Genomic DNA, 24,920 nt, shown 5'->3' on the forward strand with positions numbered 1-24,920 from the left:
TGGTACTCGGGTTGTGCTCATGAGGGTTCGGCTCCGCGCCGGCACAGCTCTTGCCGGCTCAGCTCCCGCTCCAGCAGCGCGCGGACTCCGAGATCACGGTCCGCCGCCGTGCCGAAGGGGACGGCGGCCCCGGCGGCCAGGACGACGAGGACCCGGCCACCGTCCGCCGCCGCCCGCCAGCAGCCCTGCCAGCCGCACATGCCGAGGGTGCGGGCCCGGCGGGCTGCCGCGCCCGTCAGCTCGACGTGCAACCCGGCGGTCCCGCCGGGGCCGGGGCCAGGTCCGGGGCCGGGACCGGGTTCGGGCTGGGCTTCGGATCCGGGTTCGGGCTCGGCTTCTTCGGGCTCGGCTTCGATGTCCGTCCATGCCACGCCCGCCAGCCCGGTACCCAGCGCCTTGCCGCAGGCTTCCTTGGCGCCGAAGCTGATGCCCAGCCGCAGCGCCGGGTCGTCGGCGCTGCGTACCGCGGCCAGTTCGCGCCGGGTGAAGACGCTGCGGAGCTCGCGGTCGCCGAAGCGGGCGAGCAGCCGGGCCATCCGCCGCAGGTCGGCGATGTCGAGGCCGATGCCCAGCAGTTGGCCAGGCAATTGCCCCGGCTGTCGGCCGGGCAGCTGAACGGCGCCGGTACCGGCGGCAGCCCGGTCAGGCGGCAGCGGGCTGCGCCTTGTCGACCAGTTCGCACACATCGGAGACGGTGAGGTCATCGGCCAGCTCCAGCTTGACTTCCTTACCGGTGCTGCGCTGGATCTCCAGCGAGACCTCGACGAGTTCGGTCGAGTCCAGCTCCAGGTCGCCGCGCAGCTTCGCCGTCGCGACGACGGTCTGCTCGGGGATGCCGAGGGTGGCAAGGGCCTTGCGTACGGTGTCGAGTGCGTCAGTTGCCATGTGCGGTTTCTCCTTTGCGGGTGGTTGTCGGTCGGTGTGCGGTGCAGTGCGGTGCGCTGCCGGCCGGGCCGGCTTCAGTCCGCGGCGCCCACGAGGGCGGCGACGTTGGTGCCCTCGCGGGAGCGGCCGTTGACGAGGGCGAGACCGACCCGTGCGGAGCGGGCGCTGGTCACCAGGTCGACGCCGAGCGCGGGGTCCGCTTCCTCGGTCCCGGGCGTGGGGGGCAGGGTGGCGTCCCGCGCGGCCAGCAGGGCGCAGGCCACCTCGGTGGCCACATTCGCCCCGTACTGGTGGCCGTAGCCGGACTTGGGGACGGTGACGGGTATCCGGAGGGTGCCGAACACCGTGCGCAGGGCCTCGGCTTCGGTGGCGTCGCCCGGGACCGAGCCGCTGCCCTCCGCGAAGACGACATCCGTCTCGCCGGGGTGGCGGCCGGCTGCGGTGAGGGCCGCTGTCATGGCGTCGGAGAGGCCCGTGTGGTCGTCGGGTGCGGCGGTGCGCTGCTCGACGGCGAGCAGTTCACCGAGGATGCGGGCGCCGCGCTGCCGTGCGTGCTCGTACTCCTCCATCACGAGCACGGTGCCGCCCTCGCCCAGCACCAGCCCGTCCCGGCCGGCGGAGAAAGGGGCGTAGGCGGTTTCCGGATCCTGGCTGCGGGTCAGCTCGCCGGTCGTCACATGGGCGGCGAGGCCGAGCCGGGTGACGGGGGCTTCCGCGCCGCCCGCGAGCACGATGTCGTTGTGCCCCCACTGGATACTGCGCAGCGCATAGCGCAGCGCGGCGCCACCGCTGGCGCGGTCGCAGGCCACGCTCTTGCTGTAGCCGCGGATGCCGTAGCGGATGCTGACGAAGCCCTGGGCCGCGGTCGGGAACCAGGCGGTGGCCTGCCAGGGGTTGATCATGGCCGGGCTCTGCTCGTAGTACTCGCGGAAGCCCCGCTCGCACAGGTCCCAGCCGCCGCTGTTGTTGCCGAAGCAGATGCCCGTACGGAACCGGTCGTGCCGTTCGAGGTCGAGGCCGGCGTCGTGCAGCGCTTCGTCCGCCGCGGCCATGGCGTAGTGCGCGAACACATCGCTCTTGACGGCGAGTCGGCGGGGGATGTTGTGGTTGGTGGGGCGGAAGCCGTCGATCTCGGCCGCGAGCCGCACGGGCAGACCCGACGCCTCGCACCGGGTGACCGGGCCCACGGCGCTCTCCCTGCCCTGCACGGCCTTCCAGAACGTCTCGGCGTCCCGGCCCAGGGGGTTGACGACCCCGATCCCGGTGACGACCGCACGCCTGGGCCGGTCGCGGTTGCTGTCGATTGCGGTGGACGTGGGCACGTGGTCGCTCCTCGTGTGCTGGTCGGTGGGTCCGGTGGGCGCGGTCACCGGCGCTGCGGCGGCCCGAGCGGCAGCGGGGTGCCCGCGGCCTCGGCCATGGCCACGCGGAGGTTCACCAGGGTGCGGTCGGGCTCGTGCCACTCGGCGAGCTCGCCGGGGTCCGTCTCGTGCCAGGCGTCCTCGGGCGACGCTCCTGCCGCGACGGCGCGTTCGGCAACGTCGCTCACGTGCGCGAAGTAGTCCCGCAGCGTGCGCAGCGTCGCGGCGGTGGTTGGCGGGCCGTGTCCGGGTACGACCGTTCCGGGGCCGAGGGCCAGCAGCTCGTCCAGCGCCTCGGCCCAGCCGGCGATCCGGCCGTGCCGGGCCAGCGGAACGACGCCGTTGAAGCACAGATCGCCCGCGATCAGCACCCGCGACTGCGGCACCCAGACGGCGAGATCGGCCGGGCTGTGCGCGTGCGCGAACGCCAGCGGACGTGCCGAACGGGGCAGTATCAGCTCCCCGGGGTCGCCGCGCAGCGGCTGCGGGACGCGCAGCCCGGCCGCCAGGAGCCGGTCGCCGTGCTCGGGGAAGAGGCCGGGCAGCCAGCTGAGGTCGGCGGACATCTTTCCGACGATCTCGGCGGTCGCGGGCAGCGCCATGACCGGCACGTCGGGGAAGGCGCTGTTGCCGCCCACGTGGTCGAGATGGTGGTGGGTGTTGAGCACCAGTCCGGGCGTGAGCCCGCGGGCTGCCAGCTGCTCGGTCACGGCGTGTGCCATGTCGGGGACGAGCATCGTGTCGACGACGACTGCCGTACCGCCCTGGGCCAGCACCGTCGAGTTGGACAGGCCCCAGGTGCCGTCGCCGTTCAGCATGGTGAAGACGCCGTCGGCGACCTCGCACACGGCCGCGCGTCCCTCGCCCGCCCGCCGCGCCGCCGGGTCTCCCGCTGTGATGCGCTCTGTGGCTCCCTCAGGCATGGGCGACGGCCGCCTCGATGACTGCCTTGTGCCGGGCGAGCTGGTGCCGGGAGTTGGTGTTGATGCGCTCGGCCATCTGCGCGTCGGTGAACGGCGCCTCGGGCAGCACCTCGAAGTCCTGCACCCAGCGCAGCCGGGTGCCACCGCCCTCGGTCTCCTCGAACGACTGGAAGATGTGCATGTACAGGAACGGGCCCGTCTCCAGCCGCCGCGCATGGACGGTGCGCCGCTCGGCGTCCATCAGCCGCTCCGAGACCCAGCTGCGCCGGACACCCTGGGCGTCGGGAACGGTCGTGAGCCGGAAGACGACACGGTCCGGCGCCTCCTCGAGGATCTCGGCCTCGGCGTACTCGCTGTCGAAGAGCTCCGGCCAGCTGCGTACGTCGTTCGCGGTCCGCCACACCTCGGGGAGCGGCGCATCGATGGTGATCTCGTTGTCGGTGTGCTTGGCCATGGTGTGCTCCTCAGGAGTTGCTCGTCAGGCCGGGCAGGGCGATCGGGGCGCCCGGGTTCGCAGGGGCCGCTGGTGCCGCCGGTGTCCCTGGTGCCGTCGTGACCATCGGGTCGGAGGGCGGCTCGGCGGCGAGCCGGGTCAGTGCGGCGCGGTCCGGCTTGCCGACGGCGGTCTGCGGCAGCGCGTCCACCACCCGGAGCAGCTCGGGCAGCCCGTACGCCGGCAGCCCCAACCCCCGCAGATGGCGGCGCAGTTCATGGAGGGTGACGCCCTCCGGATCCGCTCCGGCGGCCGGTACGACGAAGACGCAGACGGTCTCGCCCAGGAAGTCGTGCGGGGCCGGGACGGCAGCACAGTCGGCGACCGCCGGGTGGGCGGCCAGCCGGCCCTCGATCTCGGCGGCGGCGATCTTCTCCCCGCCCCGGTTGATGAAGTCCTTGCGCCGCCCCGTCACCACGAAGTTGCCCGAGGGGTGCAGCCGGACGATGTCGCCGGTGCGGAACCAGCCGTCCTCGGTGAAGGCCGCCGCGTTGACCTCGGGCTCCGCCAGATAGCCGCGGATCGTGTACGGGCCGCGTACTTGGAGCTCACCGCCCTCCTCGGCAGGAACAGGCCGGCCGTCAGGACCGACGGTCCGCCACTCGTCGCCGGGTGAGGCGGGGCGGCCCTGGGTGGCGGCCACCACGTCGTCGGGGTCGTCGAGCCGGGTGAAGTTCAGCAGCCCCTCAGCCATGCCGAACACCTGCTGGACGTGGCAGCCCAGCCGGTCGATCAGCCGCCTGGCATCCGCCTCGTGCAGCTTGGCGCCCCCGACTTGGAGCACCTCCAGGGAGGAGGAGCCGGCGCCGTCCCTCGCGGTGAGGGACTTGGCGAGTCCGGGCACCAGCGCCGTGACGGTGACCTGCTGGGAGGCCACGGCCGCCGCCACCGCGCTCGGCGCCGCCTCGCCCAGCACGACCGTGCCGCCGGACGCCAGGGTCCCCAGGACACCGGGGCAGCCGAGCGTGAAGTTGTGGGTGACGGGGAGCGCCGCCAGGTAGCGGGTGTGCGGGCCGAGGCCGGCCAGGCGTGCGCTGATCTCCACGTTGTGCACGTAGTCCCGGTGGGTACGCGGGATCACCTTGGGCGGCCCCGTCGATCCGCCCGAGAGCAGACAGAAGGCCAGGTCCGCGCTGCACCAGGTCCGGGCAGGGACGGCCTGCACAGGGGCTGCCTCCCCCGCGAGCAGCCCGGAGAGGTCGTACGCGCCCTCGGGCAGCGCACCGGCACGGCCGGAGCCGTTCGCCGTGCGGCCGCCGGTGGCCGCGGTGAGGAACGCCCCGAAGAACGCACTGTCCGCGCCCAGCTTCTCGTCCCGCAGCTCGGTGAACGTCCGGGCGCTGCGGCCGTTCAACTGGTCGACGAGGAGCGCCCCGCGGGCCTCGGTCCCGGCCGCCACGTGCCGCAGCTCGTCCTCTCCCACGGCCGGTGGCACCAGCACCGGGACCACACCGGCCCGCAGGAGGCCGAGTAGGGCGACGACGACCTCGACCGTGTTGGGCAGCCGCACCACGACCGCGTCGCGCGGGCGCAGGCCCGCGGCGGTGAAGGCCGCCGCCGCGGTGTCCGTCTCGGCTGCGAGCTGCCCGTAGGTCAGCGTGCGGGACGGGCCGATCAGCGCGGCCCGTCCGGGGGTCAGGGAGGCGTGCCGGAGGGCGATGTCGTCCAGCAGGTCGTCGCGCCAGTAGCCGCGGTCGGTGTATGCGCGCTCCAGGTGCTCAGGCACGGCTTCAGCTCGCATGGGCGGCCTCCACATGGGGTGCGCGGGTGCCGGCGGGAATCGGGCGGAGCCGCTGGGCGAGTGCCGCGTGCACGCGCGCCGGGTTCTCGAGCAGGGCGTAGTGGTCCGCGTCCGGAAGGACGACCGACGCCGCGTGGGGCGGGAGTTGGGCGAGGGCGCGGCTGCGGCGCGGGGAGACCACCCGGTCGCAGGCGGCGATGACGGAGAGCACCGGCACCGGCAGCCCCGCCAGCCGCTCGGTGAGGTCGAGGTTCCGAACGCCCCACACCTCGGCGTCGGCGCGCGGCAGCCGGAGCTTGCGGAAGCCGTCCACCAGCAGGCGCCGTGCGGCTGCCTGCGGGTCGGGGTGGCGCAGGGCACCGGCCAGGAACGTCTCGTCGACCGCGCCCTCGGTCACCTGTGCTGCGAGGGTGGGGTGCAGCCGTACCCGTGCGGCCGATCCGACGACTGCCACCTGGCGTACCCGGCCGGGGTGCGCGGCGGCCAGGTCGAGGGCGAGCAGCCCGCCGAGCGAGTGGCCGGCCAGGGCGAACTCGCGTGCGCCGGTGGCCCGTTCCACGACGTCGAGCAGGTAGCTGTGCACGAGTTCGCGTGGCGTGTCCACGGGCAGCGAGTTGTCGCCGTGTCCCGGCAGGTCGACAGCCAGGCCCCGGACCCCGGGCCCGAGACGGCGCAGCACGGGCTCCCAGTGGGCTGCGGTGCCGCCGAATCCGTGCAGGAAGAGCGTGACAGGTCCGGCATCCCCACCGCCGCCTCCACGGAGGACGCGGGCGCCGCCCGCCGTATCCGTGTCCGGCACAGCCGTGCCCGGCGTATCCGTACCCGGCGAGTCCTCGCTCCCGGCCGGGACGTCCACCGTGCCCTTCCCCAGGCTGCGCCACCAGCCGCGGTCCGGTTCGCCCACGCGGCGCAGTACGGCGCAGGAGTGGATGCCGCCGAAGCCGCTGGCGCTGACCAGTGCGGTGCGGGTGTCGTGCACGCGGGCCCGGCCCGGCACGTAGTCGAGGTCGCAGTCGGGGTCGGGGCTCTCGTAGTGCACGGTGGGCGGTACGACGCTGTGGCGCAGGGCGCCCATGGCGGCGATGGCGCCGACCATGCTCGCGGAGGAGAGCGAGTGGCCGATCATGGACTTGGTGGAGCTGACCGGGGTGCGCCGGGCGTGGTCCTCTCCGAGTGCGCGCTTGAGCGCCTGGGTTTCGAACACGTCGTTCTGCGGTGTGGAGCTGCCGTGTGCATTGACGTAGTCGATCTCCGAGCCCTCGATCCCGGCGTCCCGCAGGGCCCCTTCGATGACGACGGTCATCGACTCGCCGTCCGCCGCCAGGTCGCTCATGTGGTAGGCGTTGTTGGAGCTGGCGAAGCCCAGCACCTCGGCGTGGATACGGGCGCCGCGCGCCACCGCGTGGCCGTAGTCCTCCAGCACGAGCGATGCCGCGCCCTCGCCCAGGACGAACCCGGCGCGTGTGGCGTCGAACGGGCGGGAGGCCGTCTCGGGCGGGCCCTCGGCGACGGACAGCGAGCCGATCACGTCCAGCGTGGAGTAGGCCAGCCCGGACAGCGGCGCCTCGCCGGCGCCCGCCACCACGATGTCGAGTTCGCCCTGCCTGATCTGCTCGAAAGCCAGCCCGAGCGCGTCGAGCCCCGCGGTGCAGCCGGTGGTCAGCGTTCCGCTGGGGCCGCGCAGCCCGAAGCGGCGGGCGAGCCAGCTCGGCGGGTAGTTGAGGAACACCGCGTCGTAGAAGCGGTGTTCCTCGGGGAAGGCACGCAGCGGCCTTGTGCCGTTGTCGCTCTGCTCCTCGTAGGCCACCTGGAACTCGGGGGTGCCGCCGATGGCCGAGGACAGCACCGTGCCGGCCCGCTCGGGTGCGAAACCGCCCTCCTGAAGGCGTGCGTCCTGGCAGGCCAGCAGTCCGGCCGTGACGGTCAGCTGCACGAAGCGGCTGAGACCGGAGAGTTCGGCGGCGTCCTGCGGTGTGTGGTGGCGGCGCAGGTCGAAGTCCTCGATCGGCGCCACCGCACGGCTCTTGAGGCCGAGCGCCTCCAGCAGCGGCTCGTGCTTCAGCCAGGAGCGGCCGGCCGCGTTGTTGCGCCAGAACTCCTCCGGGCTCGATCCGCTGGGCGCGAGAATTCCGATACCGGTGACGGCGACCCTGCGCATCACGCACCACCCGCCTTCGCGAGGTGGCCGGCGCGCACCGGGACCGGGCGCTCGGCCCTGTCGTCCCGCTGCGCAGGGGCTGGGCCGGGAACCAGATGGCGGGCGATGGATTCCAGCTTCTCGCAGGTCTCCTCGTACTCCCTCTCCGGCGTGGAGCCCGCGACGATTCCCGCGCCGGCACGCAGCCAGCAGCGGCCCGCGGAGCGGTAGACGGAGCGCAGCACCAGTGCCGCGTCCATCTCGCCCTCGCTGTCGACGGTCAGTACGGCGCCCCCGTACAGTCCGCGCCGCCCGGTCTCCAGGCGCCGCATGCAGTCGTAGGCGGCGCGCTTGGGGACTCCGGAGGCGGTGACGGCTGGGAAGGCGGCTGCCAGCGCCTGCCAGGCCGTGCGGCCCGGGGCCAGTTCGCCGCTGACGCTGGAGGCGAGGTGCTGGACGCTGCCCCGCTCGCGTACGGACATGTAGTCGGTGACGTGGACGGAGCCGGGCCTGCAGACGGTGTCCAGCTCGTCCACGGAGGTCTTCACGGAGATGGCGTGCTCGTAGATCTCCTTCTCGGAGGCGTACAGCTCCTCGCGCAGCCGCAGTGTCTCCTCGCGGTCGGGTGAGCGGCGCCGGGTGCCGGCCAGCGGCTGCGTCGTCACCCGGGAGCCCTCGACCTCCAGGACCGTCTCCGGGCTGAAGCCTGTGGCGGCGACACCGCCCAGGTCGAGGAGGAAGGAGCGGGCCGGGGTGTTGTGCACCCTGCCGCGGGCGTAGGTGGCGGCCAGGTCGACGGGGAAGTCGACGGGCACCGTGCGGGAGAGGATGACCTTCTGCAGCAGTCCGGCCCGGATGTCGTCGACGGCCAGCCGTACGGCAGCACGGTAGGTCTGCGAGTGCGGGTCGCCGGGTGCGTCCAGGCCCTGCGGCACGGATATGCCGGCCGGCGCCGGATCGACCTCCGCCGCTGCCGCCGGTGCCGGTGCCGGTGCAGGTGCCGGGCCTCCGGGGCGCTCGGCGGCCCACTCGGCGAGCAGCGCGCAGACGGTGTCGAGCGACTGCTGGGACAGCGCGCGCACCCGGGCACGCCCCTCCTCCAGCACCACCTCGGTCGCCGGTACGGCCAGGTGCGCCAGCGGCTCGTCGCCGACGGGAAGTCCCGCCAGCGCACAGCCGAGTTCGAAGGCCGCCCAGCCGTACGCACGCCAGGACCGGACGGGAAACGCCCGCAGACAGGCGTCGAGCTGCCGCAGCGGGTCGACCGCCTCCTCGTCGGCGACGAGGGCGCCGTCGTACCAGGCCCGCACACGGCCGCCCTGCAGCCGGACCTCACCGAGGAGGTCGCCGCAGACCGAGTACCGGCCGTTCCGCTCGAAGACGACATGGCCACCCTCCGGCCACAGCGACTCCACCAGCCGCGTCGCACTGCGCAGAGGCGGTAGGGAGAGGGACAGCTCGCGCTCCAGATATCGGCGCCGTTGCGGCATGTCGGGTTCTCCTCGCTCGGGACGTTCTGCACTGCCTGATGGCTGACTGATCTGCACTCAAGGCTCGAGGACTGCCCGCGGCGCGGGTACCTGCGAAGACCGCAGGCGTCAGAGGCGGTCCCGCATGGGCGGTGCGGATCTGCCGCAGTGGATGCTCGCGGATTCCCGTGCGGGTCGGTTTGCGCGGCGGTGGGCGAGGAATTAAGGTACCGTTAGTTTCGAAACCTCAGGTACCGTAATCGCTGGAATCGGTGCCGCGGTGACCACCACGGCAGCAGCGGCGCGACGGAAGGAGGAGCCATGACCCCGGGAGCAGTCGGCCGGCCACGCGACGCGGCCCGCGAGGAAGCCCTGCTGGACGCCGTGATCGAACTGCTGGACGAGGTCGGTTACGACGGGCTGACCATCGCGGCGGTGGCCCAGCGCGCCCACGCCAGCAAGGCGACCGTCTACCGGCGCTGGCCCTCCAAGGAGGACCTGCTGTGCGCCGCGCTGCTCCACGTCACCCGCGACGCCGTGCCGGTGCCCGACACCGGCAGCCTCGCCTCCGACCTGCGCGAGATGCTGCTGCACAGCGCCCGCGCCATGGCCGAGCACCGGCCCCGGATCGCCGCGATCATGGCCGCCGTCGTCACCCGCCGCGACCTGGCTGCCACCTTCGACCAGGTCTTTCTGGAGGGGCGCCGCGCCGCTGCCCGGAGCATCTACGAACGCGCGCTCGGCAGGGGCGAGTTCGCCCAGGGGCCCGACATCGCCCTGCTGATCGAGGCGGCACCGGCGCTGCTGCTCCAGCGAGCCCTCTACCAGCCGGACGAGCCGCTCGACGCGGCCTTCGTCGACCGGATCGTCGGCGGTCTCGTCCTCCCGGCGCTCGGCGCCTCCCCGCCCCAGCACGCAGCCCAGCACACCGCTCAGTCCACAGAGGGGACCTCATGACCACCGTCGCGGAACGGGACGAGCCCGGGACCGCACCGCACCTGTCAGCCGCCACCCGACGCGGGGACCGGCACCCCTATCTCGTCGTCTGCGTCGTCCTGGTCGCCGCGGTGGTGCAGATGGTCGACGTCAGCATCATCAACGTCGCCGTCCCCGCGCTCCAGAGCGACCTGAAAGCCTCCACCTCCAGCACTCAGCTGGTCGTCGCCGGCTATCAACTGGCCTTCGCCTGCGTGCTGATCGTCTCCGGGCGGCTCGGTGACCTCATCGGCAGCCGGCGCATCTTCCTGCTGGGCATGGTCCTGTTCACCGCTGCCAGCGCGGCGTGCGGTGCGGCCACCTCACCCGGCGCGCTGGTCGCCTTCCGTATCGTCCAGGGGCTCGCCAGCGGGCTGATGTATCCGCAGGCGTACTCGGTTGTGCAGCTGCGCATCCCGGAGGAGAAGCGGCGGCAGGCGTTCGGGATGGTCGCGGCCTCGCTGGGCCTCGCGACCATTCTCGGGCCGCTCATCGGCGGGCTGTTCATCAGCTGGGACGTCGCCGGTCTCGGCTGGCGTGCCATCTTCTACGTCAATGTGCCGATCGGGCTGGCGGCCGTCACCGGGGCACTGCTGCTCCTGGACAACCGCAGGCCGCCACGCACCCGGCGGATGGACATCTCTTCGGCGCCACTGGTCGTGACCGGAATGTTCCTGCTGCTCTTCCCGCTGGTACGGGGGCGCGAACTGGGCTGGCCCGGCTGGCTGCTGTGGATGGCGGCCGCGGGCTGCGCGCTGCTGGCCGCCTTCGTGCTGCGCCAGCACAGCGCCGAGCGCGCCGGGAAGCTGCCGCTGCTCCAGCTCGGCCTCTTCCGGGACCGCGCTTTCACGGTCGGGCTGCTCGTCATCATCGTCTTCTTCGCCGGACTGCCGGTGTACGCACTGGTGTTCACGCTGTATCTGCAGATCGGATACGGCGCCAGTGCGCTGACCGCCGGGGTGGCCACGCTCCCCTTCGCCCTGGGCACCGTGGTCGCCTCGGCACTCTCGGAGAAGGTCTCGGACCGGCTGGGCCGCTTTGCGCTGTGCGTGCCGAGCCTGGTGATGGCCTTCGGCATGGGCGCGCTGGCCTGGCAGGTGGACCGCGCCGGGGCCGAGCTGCACGCCTGGAGCTACGCCCCGATGCTGCTGGTGATCGGGTTCGGGCTCGGGCTGTTCGCACCGGTGGCGGTCGACCGGGTACTGGCGGGCATCCACGGCCGGGACGCGGGTTCGGCCTCGGGCGCGCTGGCCACCTCGCAGCAGGTCGGCGGGGCCTTCGGAGTCGCGCTGATCGGCATGGCGTTCTTCACCCTCGTCGGCAACGGCGCACTGCCAGCGGCCGACGCAGCGCTACGCCAGGCGCGGCCCGCACTCACCGCGCAGGGGCTGCCCGACCGCGCCGTCGACCAGCTCTCCGAGGGCTTCCGCACCTGCTTCCATGACCGCCTCACCGCGGCCGACTCGCATACGCGGCCGGAGAGCTGCCGGTCGGCGCAGCAGCAGAAGGCGAGAGGCGGCGGCGCCGCATCCGGCGGGCACGGTGGGAGCGCCGGGCACGCCGGGGGAGCCGGCAACGCCGACAAGGTCCGCGCGGAACTGACCGGCCACGTGGCACCGCGGGCCCTCTCGGACGCCTATGGGCGCGGGCTGCGCGGGACGCTGCTGATCGAGGTGGGCGTCTATCTCGTCGCGGCGCTCCTCGCGCTGCTGCTCCCGCGCGCCCGGCGCACGGAATAGAACAGCCCGCTGAATGCACCGGCGCACAAATTAGCTCCCCCGTAGCCGCCCGGCGACATTACCGGTACCGGACGGCACAACTCCGGCCAGATGCAACGGTCCTGTCACAGCTTCACACTGCAACGATCCGCAACGACCCTGTTCCGGCCCGAGGTTCCTGCGAAGTGACTGCGGGTTTCGGTGAGGTTTCCGGACGGCTTCTGTCGAATTCGCGGGCTGCGCAGGGCCGTTGCGTCCGCGCCGGGGTGACGCTCCCGCCGGCGCCGGGCCGAGCGTGACATCCCTGCAGCGCTGTGCCACCATCGAAGCACTGGGGATCAAACGCGATCAGGTGCACGGGGGATAAAGGCACATGAGCGTTCTTACTACAAGTACGACAAGTGCAAGCGTTATCGGCACGCAGTGCTGCGACATCGTCATCGCTGACGACCACCGCTTGTTCCGGCAGGGCGTCCGGCTCCTGCTGGATGATTCAGAGTTCAACGTCGTCGCGGAATCCGGGAATTACCCGGAAACGCTCAACTGCGTCCGCGTCCACCGTCCGGACATTCTCATTCTCGACCTGAATCTGCGGGAAGAGTGGGTCATTCCCAAAATTCCGCAGCTGCTCGCGGAGTCACCACGGACCAAGGTCCTGGTGCTCACCATGCACAACGACCCGGCGTATGCGCACGAGGCGCTCGGTGCCGGCGCCAAGGGGTACGTGTGCAAGGAGGCCACCTCCGAGGAACTGGCCTCGGCCACCAGGGCGCTGCGCGCCGGGGGCATCTATCTGGACGCGACGGTCAGCGCGGGCTTCTCGGCCCCGGCCGGCACCCAGGACCAGGGCCGCCTCACGCCCCGCGAACGCGAGGTGCTCGCGGACATCGCCGCGGGCTACACCAACCAGGAGATCGCCCGCCGGCTCTACGTCAGCCTGCGCACAGTGGAGTCCCTGCGCGCTTCCCTCCGCCGGAAGCTCGACCTGCACACCCGCGCCGAACTCAGCGAATACGCCAGGAACCATCACCTGCTGAACTGACTCCGGCGACGGGCGACGGGCGACGGGCGACGGGCGACGGGCGACGGGCGACGGGCGACGGGCGACGGGCGACGGGCGACGGGCGACGGGCGACGGATGGCGGGGGCGGACGGCGGCCGGAATACGGGCGAAAAGTCCAGGGAATTCGGCGGATCGGCCGGAATCAGGTGAACCAGGCGGAGACGCAGAATCGAGCTGGCTCGAGCGGAGCCCGAGCGGAGCCCGAGCCGAGCTCGATCGGGCCCAAGCGGAGCCCCTTCGGGGCCGAACGAGGAACAAGCGGGGATCAATCGGGGGGAACGGAACAATGGCTACACCCGGCCGCGTCGTACGCGTAGTTCTTGCCGCAATCGTGGTCGGCTGCGGAACATTACTCCTTGCCCAGGACCTGATCTCGCCCTGGCTGTACTCATGGCTGTTCATCAGCGCCTTCATCGGCATCGCCACGCTGTTCGGACCGCTGCGCACCGGCATCGCCCAGCGCCTCTTCGACACCGTGATCGCCGTGGGCGCCGCCAGCGTCGGGCTGCTGACGAAGCCCGAAGCGCTCTTCTCGGCCCGCGGTCATCTGTCCCTGCTGCTGTGCATCGGGGTGTCGTTCGTGGCCGGCACCCTCTACCGGCACGGGAGAATCGGCCAGGTCTGGCACGCGGCGCACACCCAGGGCGTCGAGCACGCCCGCGCCGGCATTGCCAGGCATCTCCACGACGGAACGCTCCAGACACTCGTCGCCGCGCACATGGGCCTGCGCAACGCGCTCAGGTCCCGGGACGAGAGCAAGCTGCGGGAGGCGTCGTCGCTGGCGGCGCAGTCGCTCGACGAGCAGATCCACACCCTCCGGGACCTCAGCCACGATCTGATGCCCAGCCGGCTGGACAAGGAGGGCCTGGCCGCGGCGGTCGAGCACCTCGCGGACCAGGTCAGCCGCAGCTGGGGCCGGCCGGTCACGGTGGTGGTCGCCGGAGCACATGACACGCGTGCGGCGCCGGTCGCCGAGCTCACCGCCTACCGGGTGATCCAGGAAGCGCTGAACAACACGGTGCGGCACAGCGGTGCCGGCCGCGCCTGTGTCCGGCTCCGGCTCCACCGCTACTGCCTGCTGGCCGAGGTCCAGGACGACGGCGAGGGTTTCGACACCGACGCACCGCCGCAGCAGGGCATCGGTCTGTCGGGGATGCGGGAGCGGGTCATGCAGTGCGAAGGCAGCATCACCGTCCGCTCCCGTACCGCCGACGCCGCACTCACCGCCCGCACGGGCGCCGACGAGACGGGCACGCCACCCGGCAGCCGGCACGGCACCACCGTACGGTTCCTGCTGCCTGCCCGGCCGGGCGGACAGCGCCCGGCCGGCCAGGCAGCGTCGGCGCCTTCATCGCCGTCGTCATCGGTAACTGCTCCGGCCTCGCCACCGGCGCCGACGGTGCAGCAAAGGTGGTGAAGCAGGGCGCAGGGGCGTGAGTCAGGGAGCTACCAGCGCACCCACAGCTCCCGCAGCCCCCGGACGACCATTCCCGTCTTCCACGCCTCCTCCCCGACAGGCTTGTCCAGGCACAGCCCGGGCAGGACGTCGAGCAGTCCGCGCAGCCCCTCCTGGAACTCCACCCGGGCGAGCTGGGCGCCGACACACCGGTGCGGTCCGTGCCCGAAGGCCAGGTGCGGACTGCCCCGGGGGAAGGAGCGGTCGAAGGAGAGCACGTGGGGGTCGGCGAAGACCTCCTCGTCCCAGTTGGCGGAGCCGAGCACCGGGACGACCGTCTCGCCCTTGCGCACCAGGGTGCCGCCCAGCTCCACGTCCTCTTTCGCCACCCTGGTGAAGCCGCCGGTCACCAGCGATGGCACGTAACGCAGCAGCTCCTCGACGGCGGCCGGGACGCGCTCGGGGTCCTCGCGCAGCTCCTGCCACAGTCGGGGCTGCCGCAGCAGCGCGTAGCCGAAGTTGGCCAGCTGGCCCGCCGTCGTCTCGTAGCCGGCCACCAGAAGCCCTCCCGTGAAGACCACCAACTCCTGCTCGCTGAGCCGGTCGCCCTCGTCCCGTGCCCGTACCAGGGCGGTGAGCAGATCGTCGCCCGGCTGCTCGCGGCGCTGCGCGGCCTGCCCGGCCAGGAACCGGGACAGCGCCTCGCGCGCGGCGCCGATCTCCTCCCGGGTGAGGGCCGTGGTGGACAGCAGCGCATCGCACCAGGTGCGGAACCGGCCGCGGTCCTCATCCGGGATGCCGAGCAGTTCGCAGATGACAGTCACCGGCAGCGGCAGCGCGAAGTGGTGCACCAGGTCGGCGGGGCCGCCCGGGGCGTGCTCGGTGCTCATCCGCTCCAGCAGCACCCGCACGTGCCGGCGCACCTGGGGCCGCAGTTGCTCGGCCCGCCGGGCGGTGAACGCCTGGGCGACCAGCCGGCGCAGTCTGCTGTGCTCCGGCGGGTCGGAGACGAAGATCCCCACCAGAGGCGGCGGTACGGGCTCGAACCGCGCCGCGCCCGGGGCACAGGCCGCCGCCCTGCTGAACCTCGGGTCGGCCAGCACCGTTCTGACCTCCGCGTGGCGCGTCACCAGCCACGCCTCGCCGCCGAACGGCAGCGTCACCCGGGAGACGGGCTCGCCGGCCCGCAGCGTGGCGAACTCCGGGTCCGGTTCGAGGCGGTCGGCGGCGCGGAAGGGATAGGCGGGGGCGCTCTCTGCCCCGGAGTACGGGCAGGAGTCCGTCATTCCGCTCCTTTCTCCCGCGAAGCCTCGCCTGGCACTGCGGCTTCGCCGGACTCTGCCGCCTCACCGGCCATCGCCGTGAACAGGGCGAAGCTGCCCCGGGTGCGGACGGTGACCTGGTCGAAGTTCCGCTCCAGCTCCGCCTGCAGGTCCTCCAGGCTGTCGCCGGTGTTCTGCAGGATGCCGCGCGCGTTGTGATTACGGAGCACAGCACGCGCTGCCCGGCTCTGTCGCACACCGTGCGCCAGGATGGTGCTGCCGAAGACGGTGCCGCCGGGGCGCACCGCGCGGGCCACGTTCGCCAGCGCCGGCCCCTTCTCCCTCAGACTGCTGCCCGGCAGACAGTGCAGGACCATGTTCAGCCCCGCCGAGTCGTAGGTGCGCTCCGGCACCGGCAGCGGTTCCAGCACATTGGCACGCCGTGCCTCGGGCTCCAGCCGTGCCAGCCGGCGCGAGGCGTACTCGAGGGTGTTGGGGTTCAGATCGAGCAGGGTCAGCCGCGGTGCGGCCGGGCCGGGAAAGCGGCACCGGTCCAGGAAGTACCCGGTGCCGACCCCCACCTCCAGGTGGCGGCCTGTCACATGCCGCCGGTAGAGGCCGAGCATCTCGCGCCGCGGGCAGCGCCAGACCAGGCTGTTGGTGGCCAGCAGCACGAGCGGATCGTAGATCCGCAGCACCCGGTCCGAGTACACCTCCTGACCGAGGAGCGCCTGCTGCTCGTCCTCGCACACGGACGACCGGCCCTCGCGGCTCGCGGACGCATCGTCGCGGCGTGCGGACACGGCGCTCACGCCGGCTTGCGCGCGACGACCAGCGTGTCCGTGGCCGCCAGCGGGCGCTCGGTGACGGTCTCGAAGCCGGCCTTCTCCAGCCAGGAGCGGCAGTCGGCGACGGTGTACTCGCTGCCGATCGGGGACACCAGGGCCATACCGAGGCTGCCCAGCAGGCTCAGCGGCTTCTCGCACCGCGCGTCGTCGATCATGCGGTCGAAGACGAACAGCGTGCCGCCCGGCCGCAGACCGGCGAAGGCACGGTTGGCGAGGTCCTGGCGCTGCTCGAGGTTCCGGCCGTGCAGGATGTGCCCGAAGACGTAGACATCGGCGTCCGGCAGGGCGTCGGTGACGAAGTCGCCACCGCGCAGGGTGACCCGGCCCGCGACGTCACTCTTCTCGACCCGCTCGGTGAACAGCGGCTCGATCTGCGGCAGATCCAAGCAGACGGCGGTCAGTCCGGGGTGCTGCTCGGTCAGCCGCACCGACAGATCGCCGCGGGCGCCGCCGACGTCGACCAGCTTGCGGTAGCCGCTCCAGTCGACCGCCGAGGAGAGGGTCTCGGCAATCTCGTCGTTGAAGGTGTCCATGGCATCCATGAACTTTCGTGCGGCCTCCGGGCGCTGGTACAGGCCCTCGAAGAAGTTGCCGCCCGGCGGGATCTGCGGCTCGCCGGTACGCAGCAGATCGGTGAGCTTCATCCACAGCGGATACAGCGAGGCCCCGCCCATCGCGGCGAAGCCGCCCACAAAGCGGCCGCGGCCGCGCACCAGAAAGCGGTCGGCGAGCGCGCTGTTCGCATACCCGTCCGCGCTGCGCTCCAGCAGCCCGAGTGCGACCAGCGCGTCGAGAAAGTCGCCGGACACCCGGCTGTGCAGGCCGGCCTCGCGCTCGATGGCCGTGCGGTCGGCCGGCCCTTCGGCGGCGAGCACGGAGAAGAGATCCAGCTCCAGGGCGCTCATCAGTACCCGGGAGCGGTAGAAGGCCATGGCCATCTCGATGAGCGGAAGAGCGTCCGCGCTGCGGTCCGCCGAAACCGAGTTTTCCGTGGTCGGGTCCAGGGTCGGGATTTCCGAGGTTTCCCGGCTGATTTCACTCAAGGTCTTCTCCGTGGATGTCGCGGCGGAATGGCACGTCGGTCACGGAAACTCTCTTGAGGGCTGCCGGGAGCGGTCAAGGCGCCGGCGGCCGCCGCGCGGAAGGAGCACCGGCGGTGTACGGGCTTCCCGCCCGGCGCTGCGGCATTCCCGCAGCGCGGTACGGCCATACGACCTGGCCAGGGAACATCCGCCGAGGTTTGCTCGATTCCCGTACTCGAAACCTGCACTCGGAACCTGCATTCCGAAACCCGTACTCGATTTCCGTAGCGGAAACCGGCGCAAGGAGCCTTCTGTGACGACTGTGAATGCGACCACCGCCAAAAACCTGTGGGACGCGGTGTGGAATGCCGTGGAATCCGGTTCCCTGGAGGACCTCGACCACCTCTTCGCCGACGACGCTCTCTTCCGTACCTCCAGCGCGGAAGGAAAGGGGAGGGAGTACGCGACAGGCGTTTTGGGGCGCCACCGTGCCGCCTATCCGGACCTGCGCCGGGAGGTGCTGGATGTCGTGGAGTCCGCGGACGGAACGGCCGTCTGTGTCGAGGTGCTCTTCTCCGGCACCCACCAGGGCACTCTGGTCCACCCGCAGGGCGGGCGGATCGAGCCGACCGGACGGCAGTTGCGGTGGCGTGCCGTGGACAAGGTGCGCGTCGAGAACGGCAGGATCCGCGAGTGGAGCGCCCTCTTCGACCGGCTGTCGATGCTGGAACAAGTCGGCTGACCGCGGCACGGGAACGGGCTTACCAGGGCACCGGGCCGGACGATAAACTGGGAGCCGGGAATCGACACGGCGGGCGAAAACACGGTCCGGTTGGTAGTCCGGGCGCCGCGCAGCAGGCCAACGGCTGACGGTCAGTAACCTCCCTCCCAGGGTGTCCGGCTCGTCGTGCTTCCTCCCCGCGCCTCGCGGCGCGGGGGCGCACCACAACCATGGGAGGACGCTATGCCGAGCACGTTCACCGTGTTCTTCGAGGATCCTTTCTGGGTCGGTGTCCTGGAGGTCACCGAGCCGGACGGGGTCCGCGCAGCACGCCATGTCTTCGGCGCCGAGCCGACCAATCCCGAGCTGCTCGACTTCGCCGCCCGCGACTTCGGCGGACTGCTGGAACAAGCGCTCTCCTCACCCGTCGTACCACCCGACGCCACGGAGCGCCCCCGCGTCACCAACCCCAAGCGGCTGGCCCGCGCCGCGGCCAGGGAGCAGTCCAAACGCCCGCTGAGCACCGCCGCTCAGGAGGCGCTGACGCGCGGTTTCGAGGAGTCCAAGGCCGAGAGCCGCGCCGCGGCGAAACGGCGCCGCGCGGCGGAGGACGCGCACCGGCGGGCGCAGGCGCGGGCGAAGGCGAAACAGCGGCACCGCGGCCGCTAGCCGCCGGCCGCTTCCGGGAGTTCGCCGAACGTGGGTTGCTTTAGTGCAGCCCCCGAGCATTGTGCAGCCCCGATCGGTGGCAGCGCGCTCAGCGCTCGACTCCCGGTGGTTCCCGGGTTCCGACGGCGGAAACGCTGAGCTTTTTCAGAGCGGCCACTGATCGAGTGACGGCTGGGACGCACGCTGGTTGCCACATGGGCAGGCTTGCTGTCGCGGTGGCCGAGGCTGCATGCGTTGGACTTGACCAGCTGAACACCGATGCCACCGAAGCTGGTTGAGGCGGCCAGGGGGTGTCAGCGTCTGGTGGCAGGATCACCTGCACGGTTTTCGTGCGCACTACTCCGCCGCGGCTCGTGGACGTGACCGAGCCATGCTCAAGACCTGTGGATCGGCCTCGGGTTGGACGCGAAGGGCGTACCTTCCCGAGTGATCCTGTGAAGGTCATCGACCTGTGAAGGTCATCGAGTAGGCCCGCGTGGCTGCGCAGGGTCGGGAAAGTACGCCCGTGCTCAGCGTAGTCAACGACGACGGCACCACGCCCGAGGGTTCGCTCATCGACGAGATCGTCCGCGAGGGTGACCGGCGGATGCTGGCGCCCGCCTTGGAGGCCGAGGTCGATCAGTACATAGCCGAGCTCGCCGGCGAGACCGACGAGGCCGGCCGCCGTCTGGTGGTGCGCAACGGCTACCACCGGCCGCGGACGGTGGCCACCGGCGCCGGGCCGGTCGAGGTCACCGCTCCGCGGGTGAACGACAAGCGGGTGGATGAGGTCAGTGGGGAGCGCAAGCGGTTCAGCTCCAAGATCCTGCCGCCGTGGTGCCGGAAGTCCCCGAAGATCGCCGAGGTGCTGCCCGCGTTGTACCTGCACGGCCTGTCGTCCGGCGACTTCGTGCCCGCCCTGGAGCAGTTCCTGGGCTCGGCCGCCGGCTCTCGCCGGCCACCGTCACCCGGCTGACCAAACAGTGGAGTGACGACCACGCCGCCTTCTGCCGCCGGGATCTGTCCGAGCGCGACTACGTGTATATGTGGGCCGACGGGGTGCACCCCTAGGTCCGCCTCGGCTCCGCCCACGCCTGTCTGCTGGTGCTCATCGGCGTGCGCGTCGACGGCTCCAAGGAGCTGATCGCCATCGACGAGGGGCTGCGGGAGTCGTCGGAGTCGTGGGCCGATGTGCTGCGCGACTGCCGCCGCCGGCGCATGCGCGATCCCGAGCTGGTCGTCGGTGACGGGGCGATGGGGCTGTGGCGGGCGCTGGCGGAGGTCTTCTCCACCGCCCGGCACCAGGGCTGCTGGGTGCACAAGGCCCGAAACGTTACGAACGCGCTTCCGAAATCTGCGCAGTCCGGCGCGACGCGGGCGATGCAGGAGATCTACAACGCCGAAGACCGCGCGCACGCCGAGAAGGCGATCGAGGCATTCGCCAAGACCTACGGGGCGAAGTGGCCGAAGGCGGTCGCGAAGATCGTCGATGACGCCGAAGAACTGCTGGCCTTCTACGACTTCCCGGCAGAGCACTGGGTCCGCCTCAGGACGACCAGCCCCATCGAATCCACCTTCTCGACGGTGAGGCTCCGGACCCGCGTCACCCGCGGCGCGGGCAGCCCGGTTGCGGCGCTGGCGATGGCGTTCAAGCTCATCGAGTCCGCCCAGGAGCGGTGGCGGGCGGTCACCGGAGCGCACTTGGTGGCGCTGGTGCGAGCCGGAGCCAGGTTCGACAACGGCGTTCTCGTCAAGCGCCCGGAGACCCCCGCTGCATGATCACAAGCCGCTGACTCGTGGGAAGGCCACCGCATCCTGGGACTGGGTGCAGGGGGCATCGCACGGCCGGCTCACGGCCTGTGTGCCACACGCTTGAGGTGGGGCGCCTCGGTCACCATGGGACCGGTCCGGTGTCGCGACGGTAAGAGCCCGACTCGGCGCTGTCGCCGAGGGTGGCCAGCTCGCAGATGACCCGGGCGCCGTCGGCCGCGGTCCGCTCGACACCGGGGATACCCCGGGTGAAGTCGGTTCGACAGGGGCCCGGATCAGCGGCGTTGACGAGGATCCCATCGCCACGGAGTGCCTTCGCGTACTGCAGGGTCACCTGATTCAAAGCGGTCTTGGAGGTGGGGTAGGCCAGGAGCCCGGGCATGTCGGCGAAGTAGTGGCCGGGGTCGCTCATCCGGGTCAGCGATCCGACGCTGGAGGACACGTTCACGATGCGGCCGCGTGCCGAGCGGCGAAGTAGCGGGATCATCGCCTCGGTCACTGCGATCACCCCGAACACGTTGGTTGTGAAGACCGCACGGACCACGTCCAGGTCGACGTGGCCGGCGACCTGGGCCGACTGGTCGCCGGCGATGCCGGCGTTATTCACCAGGACATCCAGACGCCCGTACTCGTGGTCCACCCACTCGGCAGCAGTGGCGATCGAGGCGGCGTCGTCGACGTCGAGTCTCACGGGCACGACTTCCGCACCTCGAGCACGCAACGAACGGAGGGTCTCGTCCGTGCTGTCGGGGTTTCGGGCCCCGAGCAGTACGTGCATCCCCAGGTCGGCCAGGCCGTTGACGACTTCCAGCCCGATCCCCCGCGCCCCTCCAGTGACGAGGGCAAGGGTCTTGTTGGCAGGCATCCCACACCTCCTACTTGGATGATTCTTCCAAGTAGGAGGCTAGCAGCAGAAGTGGAGTAGGGTTCCAGTTATGCCCATGCCTCGGCGAGCGGACGGACGGCGGCGACGCGAGTCGCTGCTCGATGCGGCCCTGGACGTGTTCGCCGAAGGCGGCATTCTCGGTGTCGGCATCGAGCAGATCCGCAGACGTGCGGGCGCGAGTCCCTCGAGCGTCTACCACCACTTCCGCGACATCGGCGACCTGACCGCAGCCCTCTTGCTGAGGACCTTCGAGCGAGTCACCGAACACATGCAAGAACGCATCCGTGGCGCAAGCACCGCCGAGGAGACGGTGCGGACCCTGGTCGATTCGTTTCTCGAGTGGGCTCTCGGGCACCCCGACGAGGCCCGGTTCATGTATCAGGCGATGGCCCTGGAGCTAAGCGGGGAGCAGCATCGCAAGATCCTCGAGGCCAAGGCCGGACTCCAGGAGCCGATCTTTGCCCGCCTGCGGGCACTCTCACAAGCCGGCGAGCTGCCGGCGTGGCCACCGGGACACCTCAACTCGATACTGCTGGGAGCAGCCCACGACGCCTGCCGGCACTACTTGACCGGCGCTGAGATGGACCCAGCCTGGATGCGCGCCACGCTCCCCGGTGCCGCCTGGCGATCACTACAACCGGGCGAGCAGCACGGCCGCACGGAAAGCCCTCAGTCAACTGCAAACCAGGGAGAAGACGCTCACACCACCTGAGATCGCGATCCACACGTCTTGACTATGCCTCGACGTGACCGCGGTCTTTCCTGAGCTGGCGCCGTTGGCGCGTCCTGCGATCCGGCTGCACCCTCGTCCCGGGTCGCCTTCGGTCGGGGAGAGCTCGGTCGGGGGGCCGTTGCTGCGGCCGGCTGAGGAGCCGTGGCCGCATTGCGAAGCTTCGCACCTGCACCGTGACAGTGGGGTCCGCCAGTCGCCGGCCCAAGTGCGACTCATGAGGCGCATGCGGGCCCGCTGGCACGGTGATCACGGTGGTCCTGGGACAACGCCCGAGGAGGAGACGATCAAGAAGTGGAATGCCGCGATGCTTGCGGAACGACTTGACGCGGGCCCTCCGCTGCCCGCGGACTGCCCGGTCCCCATGCTGCCCGTGGCCCAGCTGTATCTACGCGACATACCCCTGCTGTGGCCGCCCGGACAGGCCGATCTGCTCAGATGGCAGACAGCCGGCGCCAACGTGGACAGCTCCTACGCGGACTGTCCGCAGGACTTCTATGGCATCCATCTGGCAGACGCGCCCGGATGGAAGGTCGGCGGCCGGCCTTCATGGGGCCGCACCGACCCCACCCGCACCGACCCCAACCCCCGATACCGCTCTGTTTGTGATGCGCAGATGGTCCCGCTGCTGACCATCGCCTCCTTCGAATGGGACGGCGGCGAGGGACACAGCTGGGCACCTTATGAAGACCAGGATGCCGCCAACGCCGCCAACATCGTCGGCCATTGCTGTGGCCAGAGCCCCTCGCAGCCGGCCAAGGTCGAAGTCGGCAGCACCGACAAGATGCAGATCTACGTTTGTCCGACCTCTCCCGAGCATCCACACACTGACTTGATCCAATGAGCCATCGCTCCTGTCACACACCCTCCGCAGCCGATGGCCAGAAGTGCCGCCGCGTCCAGGGTGTGACAAGCCGTCTGCCTCTCACTGATGCCAGCCGGACTGCTTCGACCAGTCCCCATCACCACGTCACCGGCTATGCCGGTGACAACTACCGAGCCTTGGCACACCGGCAGCGGGCTCGCGACGCACGAGGCTCGTGTGTCATTGGGGGAGGTCTTCGAAGTCTCAACCCGCGGCACAGGAGCCGCACTCGACCTGCCTCACGTGCTGGTTGCCTTAGAGATCGTCTCAACTGGCTTGATCACTAGGGTGACGGTCGTGATGGCGATGGCGGAGCCTCTGGTGCCGGACGGATTGTGGGAGTTGTTCCAACGGGTGGTACCCGCCCCTCCGGTACGGCCGCAAGGCGGAGGCCGACGCAGGTATGGGGACCGACAGGTGCTGGCGGCCATTTTGTTCGTGGCCACGACGGGCTGTACGTGGCGCCAACTGCCGTCGGGCTTCGGCCCGTCCGGGCAGACCGCACACCGGCGTTTCACCGAGTGGCGCCGGGCGCGGGTCTGGGGGAAGCTCCACCGCCTGGTGCTGGACGAACTCGGTGCCCGAGGAGAATTGGACTGGTCCCGGTGCGCGATCGACTCGGTGAACATGCGGGCGGTGAAAGGGGGGACCTGACGGGTCCGAATCCCGTAGATCGCGGCAAGAAGGGCTCGAAGATCCACTTGATCAGCGAGCGGACCGGTCTGCCTCTCTCCATTGGCATCTCTGCTGCGAACACCCATGACAGCCAAGGGCTGGAACCCTTGCTGCGGGGTATTCCGTCGATCCGCTCCCGACGCGGATCGCGCCGACGACGGCCCGACAAGCTCCACGCCGACAAGGGGTACGACTATGACCGCCTTCGCAGGTGGCTCCGTTCCCGGAACATCACGCCGCGTATCGCCCGCAAGGGCATCGAGTCCTCCCAGCGGCCGGGCCGTCATCGCTGGGACCGTGGAACGGACGGTGGCGTGGCTGGCCGGCTGCCGGCGCCTGCACCGCCGCTACGAGCGCAAGGCTGAAAACTTCCTAGCCTTCGCCGGGATCGCGGCCACCTTGATCTGCTACCGCAGGCTCACCCAGTGAGCCGGTCTTTCAAGGGGCGTCGTCGGACGACTGCTGTTCCTGCGTCCAGGTCGATACCCATCTGTGGTGGAGCGCCGTCGAGCGTGTCATCTCGCAGGACAAGTTCCTCCTGGCGGCGCTCGAGCTGCACGCGTTTGTTGGCGTTCAAGAACGCATGCAGCTCATCAGTGACTGCGGCGCCAGCACCTACCCCGCTTTGGGGCGTCCGGGCTCTCAGGAGGCGGCACAGCCACTTGGGATGGCCGACTCGCACCAGTACGTGCCGGATCGACGCCAGCGTGAAGGGGACAAGCACTAACACCGTCATGGCGAGCAGCCCCACCATCATCATGCTGTTTCAACGCCCCAACGCCGCACACGGTTCCAAAATGGACCAGCATCAATTGAGCTGACCTCTTAGGCGTACCTGCGCAAGCATGACATCCTCGCACAGATCGCCGTCGGCTTCGGTGAAGTCCTGCGTGAAGCCGACCCGGACTTCATCCTGCTGGACGGCACCCTCGCCGACCGCGCCCACCTCGGCGCCGGACGGTGGGTCACCACACCGGTCAGACGCCCATCCGGTCGCGACCTGTCACCAACCCGGCGCACCGCCAATCGCGCGCTCTCGGCAGGACGGGCACCGGTCGAGCGGGGCGGGGCCCGACTGAAGTCCTGGCGGATCTTCCACCACGCGCGCTGTAGCGGCACGTATGCGTTCGATCATGCCGGAGGCCGGCGACCGGGGACGGAGCGCCATCGACGCGCTTCTCGACGGCCGGGGGAGCGGGGACGTTCGGCCATGCGGTTTCAAGGTCCGGGCGGAGACCGCGCAGCCGGCGCACGTCCTCGTCCGGTAGCGTCGTTGCCGCAAGGGGCGTCACGGGCGAAGATTCCAAGATCGGGGCGCTCGGCCTGGTCCTC

The 24,920-nt window shown here is 70.9% G+C and carries 21 protein-coding genes and 3 pseudogenes; 11 read left to right on the plus strand and 13 right to left on the minus strand.

Annotation, left to right across the window (positions count from 1 at the left end):
* Positions 1 to 17: 17 nt before the first annotated feature.
* The 8 genes from ITI46_RS05305 to ITI46_RS05340 all read right to left on the minus strand — a co-directional run bounded on the left by ITI46_RS05305 (position 18) and on the right by ITI46_RS05340 (position 9,030).
* Complete coding sequence (locus ITI46_RS05305; RefSeq protein ID WP_209238209.1) at positions 18 to 587, minus strand: holo-ACP synthase; 570 nt, start codon at positions 585 to 587, stop codon at positions 18 to 20.
* A gap of 55 nt (positions 588 to 642) precedes the next feature.
* On the minus strand, positions 643 to 885 hold the full coding sequence (locus ITI46_RS05310) for an acyl carrier protein (RefSeq protein ID WP_209238210.1): 243 nt from the start codon (positions 883 to 885) through the stop codon (positions 643 to 645).
* Between the two features lie 74 nt (positions 886 to 959).
* Entirely contained in the window at positions 960 to 2,207 is a 1,248-nt protein-coding gene (locus tag ITI46_RS35705; protein WP_209238211.1) for a beta-ketoacyl-[acyl-carrier-protein] synthase family protein, read from the minus strand.
* 44 nt (positions 2,208 to 2,251) lie between these two features.
* Positions 2,252 to 3,169 carry an MBL fold metallo-hydrolase gene (locus ITI46_RS05320; RefSeq protein WP_209238212.1) on the minus strand — a complete coding sequence of 306 codons (918 nt, stop codon included), beginning with the start codon at positions 3,167 to 3,169 and terminating at the stop codon, positions 2,252 to 2,254.
* Positions 3,162 to 3,623 carry an SRPBCC family protein gene (locus ITI46_RS05325; protein WP_209238213.1) on the minus strand — a complete coding sequence of 154 codons (462 nt, stop codon included), beginning with the start codon at positions 3,621 to 3,623 and terminating at the stop codon, positions 3,162 to 3,164. The genes ITI46_RS05320 and ITI46_RS05325 overlap by 8 nt, the downstream gene beginning before the upstream one ends.
* A gap of 10 nt (positions 3,624 to 3,633) precedes the next feature.
* Positions 3,634 to 5,403 (minus strand): AMP-binding protein, encoded by a 1,770-nt coding sequence (locus ITI46_RS05330; protein ID WP_209238214.1) that lies wholly within the window; start codon positions 5,401 to 5,403, stop codon positions 3,634 to 3,636.
* Positions 5,393 to 7,561 carry an alpha/beta fold hydrolase gene (locus ITI46_RS05335; protein WP_209238215.1) on the minus strand — a complete coding sequence of 723 codons (2,169 nt, stop codon included), beginning with the start codon at positions 7,559 to 7,561 and terminating at the stop codon, positions 5,393 to 5,395. The genes ITI46_RS05330 and ITI46_RS05335 overlap by 11 nt, the downstream gene beginning before the upstream one ends.
* The gene (locus ITI46_RS05340) at positions 7,561 to 9,030 is read right to left on the minus strand and encodes a salicylate synthase (RefSeq protein WP_209238216.1); all 1,470 of its coding nucleotides are present in this window, start codon (positions 9,028 to 9,030) and stop codon (positions 7,561 to 7,563) included. Before ITI46_RS05340 ends, ITI46_RS05335 begins: the two co-directional genes overlap by 1 nt.
* A gap of 300 nt (positions 9,031 to 9,330) precedes the next feature.
* Between ITI46_RS05340 and ITI46_RS05345 the strand changes: the two genes are divergently transcribed.
* The 4 genes from ITI46_RS05345 (at position 9,331) to ITI46_RS05360 (ending at position 14,182) form a co-directional block, all read left to right on the plus strand.
* The gene (locus ITI46_RS05345) at positions 9,331 to 9,966 is read left to right on the plus strand and encodes a TetR/AcrR family transcriptional regulator (protein WP_209238217.1); all 636 of its coding nucleotides are present in this window, start codon (positions 9,331 to 9,333) and stop codon (positions 9,964 to 9,966) included.
* Positions 9,963 to 11,723: an MFS transporter gene (locus ITI46_RS05350; RefSeq protein WP_209238218.1), complete on the plus strand. Its 1,761-nt coding sequence runs from the start codon at positions 9,963 to 9,965 to the stop codon at positions 11,721 to 11,723. The genes ITI46_RS05345 and ITI46_RS05350 overlap by 4 nt, the downstream gene beginning before the upstream one ends.
* Before the next feature lie 352 nt (positions 11,724 to 12,075).
* The gene (locus ITI46_RS05355; protein ID WP_209238219.1) at positions 12,076 to 12,744 is read left to right on the plus strand and encodes a response regulator; all 669 of its coding nucleotides are present in this window, start codon (positions 12,076 to 12,078) and stop codon (positions 12,742 to 12,744) included.
* Between the two features lie 307 nt (positions 12,745 to 13,051).
* Complete coding sequence (locus tag ITI46_RS05360) at positions 13,052 to 14,182, plus strand: sensor histidine kinase (protein WP_209238220.1); 1,131 nt, start codon at positions 13,052 to 13,054, stop codon at positions 14,180 to 14,182.
* Positions 14,183 to 14,211: 29 nt separating this feature from the next.
* Here ITI46_RS05360 and ITI46_RS05365 read toward each other — a convergent pair whose 3' ends face one another.
* From ITI46_RS05365 to ITI46_RS05375, 3 genes are read right to left on the minus strand one after another with little or no spacing between them, the layout of a single operon-like run.
* Positions 14,212 to 15,447, minus strand: a complete 1,236-nt coding sequence (locus ITI46_RS05365; protein WP_209238221.1) for a cytochrome P450 — start codon at positions 15,445 to 15,447, stop codon at positions 14,212 to 14,214.
* Positions 15,444 to 16,226, minus strand: coding sequence for a class I SAM-dependent methyltransferase (locus ITI46_RS05370; protein ID WP_209238222.1), 783 nt, complete (start codon positions 16,224 to 16,226; stop codon positions 15,444 to 15,446). The genes ITI46_RS05365 and ITI46_RS05370 overlap by 4 nt, the downstream gene beginning before the upstream one ends.
* Positions 16,227 to 16,231: 5 nt before the next feature.
* A complete protein-coding gene (locus ITI46_RS05375; RefSeq protein WP_209238223.1) occupies positions 16,232 to 17,314 on the minus strand; it encodes a methyltransferase in 1,083 nt (360 codons plus the stop codon).
* Between the two features lie 292 nt (positions 17,315 to 17,606).
* Between ITI46_RS05375 and ITI46_RS35710 the strand changes: the two genes are divergently transcribed.
* The 3 genes and pseudogenes from ITI46_RS35710 (at position 17,607) to ITI46_RS05390 (ending at position 20,441) form a co-directional block, all read left to right on the plus strand.
* Positions 17,607 to 18,035, plus strand: coding sequence for an ester cyclase (locus tag ITI46_RS35710; protein WP_209238224.1), 429 nt, complete (start codon positions 17,607 to 17,609; stop codon positions 18,033 to 18,035).
* Between the two features lie 222 nt (positions 18,036 to 18,257).
* On the plus strand, positions 18,258 to 18,683 hold the full coding sequence (locus tag ITI46_RS05385; RefSeq protein ID WP_209238225.1) for a YjdF family protein: 426 nt from the start codon (positions 18,258 to 18,260) through the stop codon (positions 18,681 to 18,683).
* A gap of 505 nt (positions 18,684 to 19,188) precedes the next feature.
* Positions 19,189 to 20,441, plus strand: a pseudogene (locus tag ITI46_RS05390) (IS256 family transposase).
* Between the two features lie 112 nt (positions 20,442 to 20,553).
* Here the strand turns inward: ITI46_RS05390 and ITI46_RS05395 are convergent.
* Positions 20,554 to 21,297, minus strand: a complete 744-nt coding sequence (locus tag ITI46_RS05395) for an SDR family NAD(P)-dependent oxidoreductase (RefSeq protein WP_209238226.1) — start codon at positions 21,295 to 21,297, stop codon at positions 20,554 to 20,556.
* Between the two features lie 70 nt (positions 21,298 to 21,367).
* On the opposite strand from ITI46_RS05395, the gene ITI46_RS05400 reads away from it, so the two are divergent.
* From ITI46_RS05400 to ITI46_RS05410, 3 genes and pseudogenes are all read left to right on the plus strand, one after another.
* Entirely contained in the window at positions 21,368 to 22,030 is a 663-nt protein-coding gene (locus ITI46_RS05400) for a TetR/AcrR family transcriptional regulator (RefSeq protein WP_209238227.1), read from the plus strand.
* A 391-nt stretch (positions 22,031 to 22,421) separates the two neighbouring features.
* Positions 22,422 to 22,892 (plus strand): hypothetical protein, encoded by a 471-nt coding sequence (locus ITI46_RS35990; protein ID WP_372451847.1) that lies wholly within the window; start codon positions 22,422 to 22,424, stop codon positions 22,890 to 22,892.
* Positions 22,893 to 23,219: 327 nt separating this feature from the next.
* Positions 23,220 to 24,017, plus strand: a pseudogene (locus ITI46_RS05410) (IS5 family transposase).
* On the opposite strand, the gene ITI46_RS05415 reads toward ITI46_RS05410, so the two are convergent.
* Positions 24,007 to 24,348 carry a DUF6191 domain-containing protein gene (locus ITI46_RS05415; RefSeq protein ID WP_209238228.1) on the minus strand — a complete coding sequence of 114 codons (342 nt, stop codon included), beginning with the start codon at positions 24,346 to 24,348 and terminating at the stop codon, positions 24,007 to 24,009. The pseudogene ITI46_RS05410 and the gene ITI46_RS05415 sit on opposite strands and share 11 nt — an antisense overlap.
* 72 nt (positions 24,349 to 24,420) lie before the next feature.
* Here ITI46_RS05415 and ITI46_RS05420 point away from each other — a divergent pair.
* Positions 24,421 to 24,702, plus strand: a pseudogene (locus ITI46_RS05420) (transposase family protein); the annotation flags it as partial.
* Positions 24,703 to 24,920 lie beyond the last annotated feature (218 nt).

Source organism: Streptomyces oryzae, from assembly GCF_017676365.1.
Lineage (GTDB): Bacteria > Actinomycetota > Actinomycetes > Streptomycetales > Streptomycetaceae > Streptomyces > Streptomyces oryzae.